Origin of the sequence: Rhizobium sp. GCM10022189 (assembly GCF_042656325.1) — a bacterium.
In the GTDB taxonomy this organism is placed as follows: Bacteria; Pseudomonadota; Alphaproteobacteria; order Rhizobiales; family Rhizobiaceae; genus Rhizobium.
The window spans coordinates 138,137-149,279 of the sequence record NZ_JBHSOR010000037.1 but is presented as its reverse complement, the minus strand read 5'-3'; the positions used below and the strand labels follow the sequence as shown (position 1 = coordinate 149,279).

10 protein-coding genes are annotated in these 11,143 nt (G+C 57.3%); 9 read left to right on the top strand and 1 reads right to left on the bottom strand.

What is annotated here, in order from left to right; all coding sequences use genetic code 11:
• The first annotated feature begins 5 nt into the window (after window positions 1-5).
• The 5 genes from ACFPWW_RS14060 (at window position 6) to ACFPWW_RS14040 (ending at window position 5,101) form a co-directional block, all read left to right on the top strand.
• Complete coding sequence (locus ACFPWW_RS14060; protein WP_377312126.1) at window positions 6-674, top strand: DUF1971 domain-containing protein; 669 nt, start codon at window positions 6-8, stop codon at window positions 672-674.
• An 11-nt stretch (window positions 675-685) separates the two neighbouring features.
• On the top strand, window positions 686-1,900 hold the full coding sequence (hmpA, locus tag ACFPWW_RS14055; protein WP_377312125.1) for an NO-inducible flavohemoprotein: 1,215 nt from the start codon (window positions 686-688) through the stop codon (window positions 1,898-1,900).
• A gap of 52 nt (window positions 1,901-1,952) precedes the next feature.
• Window positions 1,953-3,110: a hypothetical protein gene (locus ACFPWW_RS14050; RefSeq protein WP_377312124.1), complete on the top strand. Its 1,158-nt coding sequence runs from the start codon at window positions 1,953-1,955 to the stop codon at window positions 3,108-3,110.
• Window positions 3,111-3,668: 558 nt separating this feature from the next.
• Window positions 3,669-4,502, top strand: coding sequence for an alpha/beta fold hydrolase (locus tag ACFPWW_RS14045; protein WP_377312331.1), 834 nt, complete (start codon window positions 3,669-3,671; stop codon window positions 4,500-4,502).
• 188 nt (window positions 4,503-4,690) lie between these two features.
• On the top strand, window positions 4,691-5,101 hold the full coding sequence (locus ACFPWW_RS14040) for a cupin domain-containing protein (RefSeq protein WP_377312123.1): 411 nt from the start codon (window positions 4,691-4,693) through the stop codon (window positions 5,099-5,101).
• 272 nt (window positions 5,102-5,373) lie between these two features.
• Here the strand turns inward: ACFPWW_RS14040 and ACFPWW_RS14035 are convergent, their stop codons facing one another.
• Window positions 5,374-5,937, bottom strand: a complete 564-nt coding sequence (locus tag ACFPWW_RS14035; RefSeq protein ID WP_377312122.1) for an NADPH-dependent FMN reductase — start codon at window positions 5,935-5,937, stop codon at window positions 5,374-5,376.
• Between the two features lie 202 nt (window positions 5,938-6,139).
• On the opposite strand from ACFPWW_RS14035, the gene ACFPWW_RS14030 reads away from it, so the two are divergent.
• The 4 genes from ACFPWW_RS14030 to ACFPWW_RS14015 are packed head-to-tail and all read left to right on the top strand — an operon-like array spanning window position 6,140 to window position 11,096.
• Window positions 6,140-7,693 carry an ABC transporter substrate-binding protein gene (locus tag ACFPWW_RS14030; protein WP_377312121.1) on the top strand — a complete coding sequence of 518 codons (1,554 nt, stop codon included), beginning with the start codon at window positions 6,140-6,142 and terminating at the stop codon, window positions 7,691-7,693.
• 29 nt (window positions 7,694-7,722) lie between these two features.
• Window positions 7,723-9,282 (top strand): ABC transporter ATP-binding protein, encoded by a 1,560-nt coding sequence (locus tag ACFPWW_RS14025; RefSeq protein WP_377312120.1) that lies wholly within the window; start codon window positions 7,723-7,725, stop codon window positions 9,280-9,282.
• Window positions 9,279-10,106, top strand: coding sequence for an ABC transporter permease (locus tag ACFPWW_RS14020; protein ID WP_377312119.1), 828 nt, complete (start codon window positions 9,279-9,281; stop codon window positions 10,104-10,106). Before ACFPWW_RS14025 ends, ACFPWW_RS14020 begins: the two co-directional genes overlap by 4 nt.
• A complete protein-coding gene (locus ACFPWW_RS14015; protein WP_377312118.1) occupies window positions 10,107-11,096 on the top strand; it encodes an ABC transporter permease in 990 nt (329 codons plus the stop codon).
• Window positions 11,097-11,143: the final 47 nt, after the last annotated feature.

Here is an 11,143-nt window from a genome sequence, read left to right as displayed (position 1 = left end):
ATTCCATGATTGAGAATTTGACAGATGACAGAATCGCGGGAGTTCTCCGGGCCTTTTACGCACGGATCCGCCGCGACCCCTCTCTGGCGCGGCCGTTTGCCGTAGTGGAGGACTGGGATGAGCACATCACCCGGCTGACGGATTTCTGGTCCTCCTTGATGCTGACTTCAGGGCGCTACAAGGGAAATCCGGTTGCGATGCACCTTGTACATACGGACAAGATCGAGCCGGAGATGTTCGCGCGCTGGCTCGAACTTTGGAAGAAAACGACAGACGAGTTGGTTCCCCCGGAAACGGCCCTACAAATGCAAGCGAAGGCTGCTCGGGTCGCCGCCAGGCTTTCCCAAGCGATGTTTGGTCAGCCGTCCCTGCTCGATGTTTCCCCTGCCGTTCAATCCACCGCGACGGCTCCTTACAAGGTTACCCAGACTTTCGACGAAACGAGCGTCCCCACCGCGCTTCTGCGGTCGCATTCCCTGAAAGAGGGCTCCTGGGGGCTGATCCTCATCGAACGCGGTGCAATTCGCTATGTCCGAGGAGATCAATCGATCTTACTCGCGCCCGATAGACCCGGCGTGATCCCGCCGGCCGCGCCGCACCATCTCGAAATCGACGGTCCCGTGAAATTCAGGATCGAATTTTACGACAGGCCGCCGGTCCAACCCCTGCAGTGAAAGGAAAAACGATGGCAACTCCCCTCTCTCAGCAAACGATCGAACTCGTCAAGCAGAGTGTTCCCGCACTTGCCGCGCATGGCAGCGATATCACCAAGCGCATGTATATTCGCCTGTTCGAAGACGAGCATATCAAGAGCTTGTTCAACCACGCTAACCAGGGCGAAGGTGGCTCTCAGGTTCACGCGTTAGCCGCCGCCATCCTCGCTTACGCCGAGAATATCGAAAATCTTGGTGTGCTGGCACCGGTGGTGGAGCGCATCGCCCACAAACATATCGGCTACCATATTCTTCCGGAGCATTATCCTTACGTGGCGAATGCCCTGTTGGCCGCCATCAAAGACGTTCTCGGAGACGGTGCCACCCCAGCGCTCCTGGAAGCGTGGGCCGAAGCGTATTGGTTCCTGGCGGACATCCTCAAGGAACGGGAGGCGAATATCCGCACCTCCATCGAGAGCCAGGGCGGCGGCTGGAACGGCTGGCGGGAATTCAGGATTTCGGAGAAGGTTCGCGAGAGTGACGTCGTTACCTCCTTCATCCTTCGTCCGGTTGATGGCGGTCGTGTCCTACGGCACCGACCCGGGCAGTATCTGACGTTCCGCCTGACTCTGGCAGACGGCCAGAAGGTGAAGCGGAACTACTCGATATCTTGCGGCCCGAACAATGAGCTCTACAGGATTTCCGTCAAACGGGAGGAAAAGGGGCAGGGCGGCTCACTGTATCTCCACGACTCGGCAAAAATCGGAACGATTTTAGAGGTCACGCCGCCGGCCGGCGACTTCTATCTGCCCGAAGAGCCCCAACGCTCGGTGGTTTTGCTTTCCGGAGGCGTGGGACTAACGCCAATGGTCAGCATGCTCGAAGCGATCACGAAGGAGTATCCGGAGCTTGATACGCATTTCGTACACGGAGCTCTGAACAGCTCTACCCATGCCATGGATCGTCATGTCCGTTCGCTCGCCATGGCGCACGGGCATGTAGCGGTGCAGACCTTCTACAGCGAACCTGGTCAGGAGGATGCAATCGGCCTGTCGCACGATCACGACGGCTACATCACCATCGATTGGCTGAAGGAAAATACGCCGTTCAACGCTGCCGACTTCTACCTCTGCGGACCGAAGCCGTTCCTCCGTGCGCTCGTCGGTGGCCTCAGCGGTGCGGGAATTTCCGCCGATCGCATCCACTACGAGTTCTTCGGACCTTCCGACGAATTAATCGCAGCATGAATCCTCTGGAGCCGGGATTCCACCGGCTCTTTCCTCCCACGAAGTGAAAACAATGAACGCGCTTCAAAAATCGAACGGACCGATCATGATGTCCGTCGCCCTCGCAATTCTAGCAAGCCTCTCCACACCTGAAACGGCTTCGGCACACGTGAAATGGTTCGCTCCGTATATCGTTGGTGCCCGTCCGGAATCGCTATCGGTCACCCTACACGACATATGGTTCTGGATCGGCATAGTCCTGGTGCTGGTTTTCTTCGTTGCCACTCGTCTGATCGAGAAAAGCGGTTTCGGCCAGGTGGCGATAGAAGGCCTCAATGCCGCTACCGCGCCATTGTGGAACCGTCAGGACGACTACATCCGAGCGATCGTCGCATCGTTCTTTGTCGCGATCTTTGCCGTCGGCGGTGTATATCTTACACCGGATTTGAAGACTCCTGCCGAATGGGTCTCTTGGATGCAGCTGCTTATCGCGTGCTGCGTCTTCTCTCGGCGGACCATGCCGCTCGCCGGAGTCGGTATCATCGCACTTTGGCTTCTGGCGCTCAGGGATTACGATCTCTTTCACCTCTTCGATTACCTAGCCCTTGGACTCGGTGTTGCGGGTTACCTCCTTCTGGAGCCGCTGACGAACGAGAACCTTCGAGAGCGCAGGTTCGAAGCCCTTCGTTGGGGGTTAGCAATCGCTTTGATGTGGTCGAGCCTCGAGAAGTTCGCTTTTCCGAGCTGGTTCTATCCGCTCGTCATCGAGAAGCCATTTCTGACCTTCGGAATGCCCCGTGACGTGTTCATCCCTATGGCTGGGGTCACGGAGTTCACTTTAGGCTTTGGCCTTCTCTGGACACCGCTGATCCGAAGGCTTTCTGCGATGGCCCTACTGGTGATCTTTACCGCGGCAGTGTGGCCATTCGGTCGCGTCGATCTGATCGGTCATGGGTTGATCATGGCGATCCTGATTGCCGTAGCGGCGGACCGGAGGAGCGGCGTAGACTTGATGACAGTGTTCAAGCAAAAAATCGTCAACATACCACTTGGGTTGTCGGCCACACTGGTGATCTTCTGTACTGCCTATTGGGGCCTTCATATCGCGTTCTACGGCGTCGATGGAGACGTACACCTCGGCGACGACGCCAAGACGACTCATTCCTACAATCCCGAGCATCCCCATGGACCAGGCATCCAGGGCGAGATCGGTGCGCCCTCCGACAAGTAGTGTATCAACGTGCGGGCTTTGTCAGCGGACACGGCCCGTACAGGACTGAGCGCTCCCTCGGTGAGGGAACGACCAACGTCGATCACCCGTACCGAAGTGCAAGCTCACTGTCTTGCACCACTGACGGCCACCCTCCGACGAGATCGGCCTGCCTCTTTGCCACTTGCTCGAAAGACGGAGCCTTGCGAAACCATGCAAAGCCAAGCTCCTGCGAAAACCTGAATCTCGTTCGCCCGAATACGCAGGCCGTCGCACTGCGATGAGCGCGCGTCGTCGATATACGGAAGTATATCTGCGAATATTGGCCGTTATGTCCCAGTCTAAAGCGTCCTTTTAGGACGGACGCGCGTCACTCACGCCTCGAACCGGTGTGTTGTCTGCGCGGCCGTAGCCAGCGCCAAGGAGGCAAACATGACAGAACTCGGAAACTCAGGGACCTCAGGCTTGATGCGGCGTGACGTACTCGCACTCGGCGTCGGTGCCGCTGCGGCGACGGCGCTCCCAAACATCGCATTTTCGGCAACTAAATCGAACGAATCCAACGAAGGAAGACGTGACATGGGCATTGTTAAGACGAAGGACGGCGTTGAAATTTTCTATAAGGACTGGGGTGCTGGGCAGCCGATCGTATTTCACCATGGCTGGCCGCTTAGCAGCGACGACTGGGATGCCCAGATGCTCTTTTTTGTCTCCAAGGGCTTCCGCGTGGTCGCCCACGACAGACGCGGCCACGGTCGGTCCAGCCAGGTATCCGACGGTCACGACATGGACCATTACGCGGCCGACGCGGCGGCCGTCGTCCAGCACCTCGATCTCAAGAATGCGGTGCACGTCGGACATTCCACCGGCGGTGGGGAAGCCACTCATTATGTCGCCAAGCACGGCAAGGGCCGCGTCGCGAAACTCGTGCTCATCGGGGCTGTACCGCCGATCATGCTGAAGACGGAAAATAATCCGGGGGGTATCCCTCTTGAGGTTTTCGACACGGCATTCCGCGCCCCTCTGGCGGCCAATAGGGCTCAATTCTACCGCGACATCCCGGAAGGCCCGTTCTATGGTTTCAATCGTCCCGGAGCGAAGAAATCGCAAGGCATCATTGACAACTGGTGGCGTCAGGGGATGATGGGCAGCGCGAAGGCTCACTACGACGGCATCAAGGCGTTCTCGGAAACGGACTTCACGGAAGACCTGAAGGCTATTGACGTTCCGACGCTGGTTATGCACGGCTCCGACGATCAGGTCGTTCCGATCGATGACTCCGCGAAGCTCTCTGTCAAGCTCCTCAAGAATGGCACCCTGAAAATCTATGACGGCTATCCCCATGGCATGGCGACCACCCAGGCCGACGTGATCAATGAAGACCTGCTCGCGTTCATCAAGGCAGCCAGCTAATTTTTACTCGACATCTTATCAGCGAGCCTCCTTTTGGGGGCTCGTTTTTTTCGCAATCCGCTGCTCGATCGGGCGTAGCTGCGGTTCGCATCTAGTCTGCAAACCATCGTATATCTCAAACGACGGGAATGGTTTGCGTAGCGTAGCGCCGCCGCGCTAGGTCGCGGTGTTGATGAGGAGATATCCCAATGGTTCGTATGCTTACCGCCGCAATACTCGCGTCGTCGATGGCAGTTCCTGCTCTCGCCGCCGACAAACCACACAATGCCAAGGTTTCGGTCGTTTTCGATCATGTGCTTCCAAACGTACCGGGCAAAAGCCTGCGCGGCGTTCTCGTCGAGTACGGTCCGGGCGGTTCGAATCCGTCCCATACCCATGCGAAAAGCGCGTTCATTTATGCGACGGTAATAGAGGGCAAGATCAAAAGTCAGGTAAACGACGGTGACCTCAAGATCTATAACACGGGCGAAAATTGGATCGAGGTACCGGGCGATCATCATAAGGTCAGTGCAAATGCCAGCGAAACTGAGCCCGCAAAAATCCTGGCGGTCTTCGTGGTCGACTCCACGGAGACTGTACTGACGACGCCGGACAAGTAGTTATCTGTTGGAGCAGTGACTATTTCGCTGCTCCAACATCTACCGAGACGGTTTTCAGGCATTGACTGCCGCAGGTGTTGCGACAGTCTGGTTTTCTGGGGGCATGATATTGCCTTTAGCCGGGCTGACGAGGGTCTGAGAGGGTCGGAGATCGCCCTTCTAGGCATCCTGTTCCAGTCTTTGGCAGAGCGGCCCGATGGCCGTTTTCGGCGGAAAACGCTCTGCCCGACACTTCAATTGCGGCTAATAAGAAGCCTGCCTCACTGAAGCCCTTACGAGCGCATTGGCTTCAATGCTCTCGTCCACTTTAACAATTCGCCCAGCATTAGGTTGAGTCCATCGGACGTTTGCCCGGTCGGAACGAAACGTCCGCCGTTGATCGACTGCGAGACGAAAGGTATCGGCACGACGTGGTAAATGCCGTGGACATTCACGCCGCTCAGCAGCGACCGCAGAGCCTGGCACGATCGCAGACCTCCTGATACACCGCCGTAACTGACGATACCTGCGGCCTTGTAGTTCCATTCCAGAAAAAGGGTTTGCACTGCGTTCACCAGCGAAGCGGGCGGGAAATAGTCGTACTCGGGCGTCACGAAGATGTAGCCGTCGGCTTCGGCGATCGTCGTCGCCCAAGTCCTGGTATGTTCGTGCTTGTATTGCTGCATCGCCGGGTGATTTGGTTCGTCGAGGAGCGGAAGGTTGAAGTCGGCAAGATCGACGAGTTCGACCCGACATCCACCGTGCGTCTCGACCGCCATCTTGACCCATTTTCCCACGACAGGGCCTATTCGTCCGGGGCGAGTTGATCCGATGATGATTTTCAAAAGCGGCGTCATTCTGGTTCCTCTCGAACGCGGCCATTATCGTCGCTTAATGTCACCCGTCGCCTGAGCGGGGCACAGGCATACGTTGGATATCAGGTGGGTCCTCGTTGAGCGGGGAATTGCCACAGCGGAATGGCGTGAATTGTTCAAGCGGCCGAGTGCGATGTCGGGTAGCGTAGTAAGGGATTTAGTCGGATTAAGACCAGGATTGCTGATGCCGCTTACAGTAGTCGAGATTGTTCGTTCGCCACGACATTGCAGCCGCTGGCTGGCGCTTACAACCATCACCGTGTTTCTGCTTCTGGCGGCAACCATCGCCCAGGCGACCGAAACACTGCGGATTCCTTTTTCCTCGGATATTAGCACTCTTGATCCCGACAATGGTTTCGAGGTCGCTGGCCTGAGCGTGCTCGATAGCCTCTATGAGGGGCTCGTCGAGTATGAGCCGGGATCCACGCGCATCGTTGGTTTGCTGGCGACGAGCTGGGTGGTTTCGAAAGACGGGCTGACGTACACGTTTCGCCTCAGGGAAGGCGTCAAGTTCCACGACGGCACTCTGATGGACGCCTCCGCAGTGGTCACCTCGCTCGATCGCCGCCGGCTAGGAAAGCTCCTGCAAAATTATACGCTGGCGAACGTGAGGGCTATCAATGCACTTGACGCATCGACCGTCGTCATAAGTCTCAGCAAGCCGCAGCCATCGTTTTTGGATACCCTCGCCAGTCCCTGGGGTCCGAAAGTGATCAGCCCGACGCCATTGAACGAGCATGACAAGGGAGACGGGGCGACGGATTGGCTGACCGACCACGCGGTTGGCACCGGACCGTTCACGCTAGGCGAATTCAAGCGCGGAGAGCGGTACTCGATCGATCGCAACGCGAACTATTGGGGACATAAGCCCTATTTCAGCAAAGTTGAGTTCCCTGTCGTGCCTGACATTGGCCAGCAGATATTGAAGCTGAGGGCGGGCGAGATCGACGCTATTCCGACGAACTATCCCTTCGCACAGCTGGCCAGCCTACCTGACAATCTGGAGATCACGACAGCACCGAGCATGACACAGTTCGACGCCTTCGAAAAACCCGGCTCCGAACTGGATAATCTCGCGGTCCGAAAAGCTGTTCTGACAGCCGTCAATCCGGCACTTTGGGCGGACGATGCATTCGGGCATTACGCGCACGTCTCGCAATCGCTATATCCCAATGCAATGTTTGTGCCTGCGCGGCCACTGATATTCCCAACCGATATGGAAGCCGCAAAGGATGCGATCGCAAAACGAGGGCCTGTGGCCCTCAGGATCGGGCTCTACAGCGCGAACCCCAGCTACGGCCGGATCGCCGACTTATTGATTGCCCAGCTTGCAACGATTGGCGTGCAGGCGACGTCTTATGTCATGCCGCCTGGTAGCGCTTACGCGATGAAAGGCGATCCTAGCGCCCCCGACTTGCTGCTCATTATCGCATCCCCCGACGCCGCGCATCCGGACAATCAAGCCAAGGCGTTCCTCACGACTGGCGCTCCTTTGAACTTGTACGGACGCAAGGTCCCGGAGGCAGACGCTATCGTTGACGAAGCGTCAACACTTACCGAGCTTTGCAGGCGCGATGAACTTTATGAAAAGGCTGCCAGAATGTATTTCGATAACGGCACTGCAATTCCGCTGGTGGATGTCGATGACGTTGTCGTCCACGTGAAGGGCTTGAAAAACCTTGGCCTCCGTCCGGTCTTTCCGCGGGGGACCATTGACTTCGCTACCGTGGAACGGTGATCTGAAGAGACTTTCCGAGAGTATTCGACGTGATCGATCCCGTGCTTTCGATCAAAAATCTGTCAGTCTCGCTTCGCCGCGACGGCGAGAGCCGTGTCGTACTTGAGAATTTGAGCCTAAACGTCTTCCCCGGCGAGATCGTTGGGATTCTCGGCGAGAGCGGCTCGGGAAAGTCGACGCTCGGAGCGGCAATCCAGGGGCTGCTCCCTGAAGTTAGCGAGCCTGTCGTCTGTGGAAGTATCAACCTGAATAAGACCGAGCTTGTCGGCGCTGACGCGTCCGTTCTGCGGCGAACGCGCCGGCATGTCGTTCGGTCCATCCCGCAAGACCCGATGAGTGCTCTTAATCCGACGATGTCGATCCGCGATCAAATGCGCGAGTCGGTGAAGTGCGGCGACGGGGATATTCTGGAGTGGCTCGAGACGGTTGGGCTTGAGGAAGCGCAAGACATCGCTCGAGCATTCCCCTATCGCCTTTCCGGAGGGCAGCGCCAGAGAGTTGCCATCGCGATGGCCATGATGGCAAGGCCGATGCTTCTTATAGCCGACGAGCCGACCACTGCATTGGATTTCGAGCTCCAGAGCGAGATCTTCGAACTTATTCAAACTGTCGTGCGTCAGCAGGCGGCTTCGTCACTGTTCATCACTCACAATCTCGATGCAGCGGCAGTCGTTTGTGACCGATTGCTGATCTTGCGGAACGGAAAGATAGTCGAGGTGGGAAGCCGGGCTGATATCTTGGATCGGCCACGTCATCATTATACTCGCCAGCTTGTCGAGGCGCGCCGCTCACTCATTGATGACACCCGAATTGTGACCACCAGATCCGAGCGAGAAGAGCGGCTTTCACTGCGAATGTCCAATGTCGTTAAGGGATTTTCTAATCTGTCTCTTTTCGGGCGACGGGAACGCCGTTCGGAGGTTCTCCGGGGATTTGATTTGGAAATCAGTCCAGGTGAATGCGTTGGGCTGTTAGGACCAAGCGGTTCAGGAAAATCCACGGTGGTCAGGATTGCGGCGGGATTGCTTTCATCTGATGAGGGGCGGGTCGAATGGGGGGATGGCGATCGGCCGCAGGTCGTTTTTCAGGACGCGGTCGCCTCGTTAACCCCATGGCTGACGGTCGCGGAACAGGTTGGAGAGCGCCTACGGCCGCTGAGGCTTTCGGCGAGCGAAAGACGGGCTAGGGTCAGCGAGGTCATGTCTTTGGTTGGACTGGATGAGAGGTGCGGTCGGGAACTTCCAGGCAGGCTTTCTGTCGGGCAATGCCAGCGAGCCGTCATTGCCAGAGCGGTCATCGTGCCGCCGAGATTATTGCTCTGTGATGAGCCGACAAGTTCACTGGACGCATCACTTGCTACGACCATTCTGGATCTGATTGGAGACCTCCGGCGACGTCTCAACATAGGAGTTCTGTTCGTTACCCATGACCTCTCGGTGGCGGGCTATGTCGCTGACAGGATTGCCTTGCTGAGCGAGGGGAGGGTGGTGAGCCAAGGAGAGCCTAAGAAGATAATCGACAGTCTGAGTAAAATATGGGCCAGAACAGGCGCTAATGGCAACGCCAACGCGGAAGCAAGCCCGTTATGACAGCTGTTGCGATCAGGGAGGCCCTACGACCACTCGGGCTGACAGAGAAGGTCGGTCTCGTGGGAATGCTGTTGCTTACGCTCATTGCTGTAAGCGCCCAGTGGCTGGTTCCCTTCGATCCTCAGGCCCGTGTGGCGCAGGCATATCTTGCTCCCTCGTTCGCACACTGGTTCGGTACTGATGAAATCGGGCGCGATCTGTTTTCGAGAGTGCTGTTGGGAATCCAGTATACGTGGCTGCCCGCACTTGCGCTCGTCATCGTTTGCCTGGCTTTCGGGACGCTTATCGGTCTGATGCCGAGCATTCTCACTGACAAGCTTGATCCCATTGTAAAGAACGTCGCGGACTTCTTTCTGATCCTACCCGGAACGTTGGTCGCCCTTGCGGTTATTGCAACGCTTGGGCCTGGGCTCCGGAATACCATGATCGCAATCGGCGTGGCCTGGTGGCCATGGTACGCTCGTATCGCGAGGAACGAGCTTCGTAGGTTGAGAGTGCGCCCGCACGTCGAAGCAGCGAGGGTCGCCGGCGTGGGACGTCATCGCCTGACTGTGCGTTACATCCTTCCTGGAGCATTGCCCGCTCTGCTCGTCGCGGCAACGCTCGATGTATCCAACGTGATCATGACAATATCGCTCATGTCGTTTCTCGGTCTCGGGCAACCAGCTCCGGCTCCCGAACTAGGTGCGATGACGTCTCGGTCGCTCGACAGCCTCACCGTTTTCTGGTGGCTGCCTATCATGCCGGCGCTAGCGATATTCTTGATCTGCTTCTTGTCGAACTTGGCTGGTGACGGAATGCGTGCTGTTTTGCGAGGCGCGTAGATGTTCGGGTTCCTTCTGCGGCGAGTGTTTGCTGTTACGCTGGTATTGCTGTCGATGAGCTTTGCGGTGTTCTGCCTTCAAACGATAGTTCCTGCGGACCCGGCACGGGCGATCGCAGGTCCGACCACGCCTCTCACCCGGGTGGCCGAACTACGGAAGGAGCTTGGACTGAACGATCCGGTGATAGTCCAATATGGCCGTTTCCTTATCCGGGTGACACGCGGAGACCTCGGGACATCGGTGCGGACGAGAAAGCCCATAGCCGCCGATGTACGAACTTATCTACCGGCGTCGCTGGAGCTTTCGATCGTCGCGCTTGCTTTCGGTGCCATTTTCGCCGCTTTTTTCGCTGTGGTTCCGGCGATCGTCCGCTGGGCACATCCGATTGGTCTTGCCTTTACCGCCGCCGGGTCGCTCCCAATTTTCGCGACCTCGTTGTTTTTATCCTATTTGTTTTGGTTTCGGCTCGGTGTTTTGCCGGGGGCTGGGCGCATGTCCGACCACAACTTTAGCGGCCCGACAGGGTTCAATCTGGTCGACTCCGTACTGGCGGGAGACGTCACAGCCGCAACCGATGCCACGAGGCATATCATCCTTCCAGCGCTGGCGCTGGCATTTCCGATAGCCATTGCGGTAGGCCGGACGCTCAGCAGTTCGCTAAGGGATGTTATGCAACAGCGGTATATAGAAACGGCGAGGGGCAAGGGGCTCTCCGAAGCCTCGGTTGTCATTCGTCATGCTTTGAGAAACGCGCTTCCCTCTGCCTTGGCGATGTTAGCGCTCCAGGTCAGGCTGCTCTTCGGAAACTTGCTCGTCGTGGAGCTCGTGTTCGGGTGGCCGGGACTCGGCCTCTACATGGTGCACTCACTTGCGAGCGCAGATCTGCCTGCCGTCCTTGGAGTGACCCTTGTTCTCAGCGTGTTTTATCTTGCTGTCAGCTTGGTGATAGAGGTCTTCCAAACCGCACTGGATCCAAGAATCGCTGGATAAGTCCCGGTCCGGGAAAGCAACGAAAATAGCGTGCCGCCCATTCTCGT

Bases quoted from the DNA above. Each gene is read 5' to 3' on its own strand.
- ACFPWW_RS14060 (WP_377312126.1), top strand. From the start codon at position 6: ATGATTGAGAATTTGACAGATGACAGAATCGCGGGAGTTCTCCGGGCC.
- hmpA (WP_377312125.1), top strand. From the start codon at position 686: ATGGCAACTCCCCTCTCTCAGCAAACGATCGAACTCGTCAAGCAGAGT.
- ACFPWW_RS14050 (WP_377312124.1), top strand. From the start codon at position 1,953: ATGAACGCGCTTCAAAAATCGAACGGACCGATCATGATGTCCGTCGCC.
- ACFPWW_RS14045 (WP_377312331.1), top strand. From the start codon at position 3,669: ATGGGCATTGTTAAGACGAAGGACGGCGTTGAAATTTTCTATAAGGAC.
- ACFPWW_RS14040 (WP_377312123.1), top strand. From the start codon at position 4,691: ATGGTTCGTATGCTTACCGCCGCAATACTCGCGTCGTCGATGGCAGTT.
- ACFPWW_RS14035 (WP_377312122.1), bottom strand. From the start codon at position 5,937: ATGACGCCGCTTTTGAAAATCATCATCGGATCAACTCGCCCCGGACGA.
- ACFPWW_RS14030 (WP_377312121.1), top strand. From the start codon at position 6,140: ATGCCGCTTACAGTAGTCGAGATTGTTCGTTCGCCACGACATTGCAGC.
- ACFPWW_RS14020 (WP_377312119.1), top strand. From the start codon at position 9,279: ATGACAGCTGTTGCGATCAGGGAGGCCCTACGACCACTCGGGCTGACA.
- ACFPWW_RS14015 (WP_377312118.1), top strand. From the start codon at position 10,107: ATGTTCGGGTTCCTTCTGCGGCGAGTGTTTGCTGTTACGCTGGTATTG.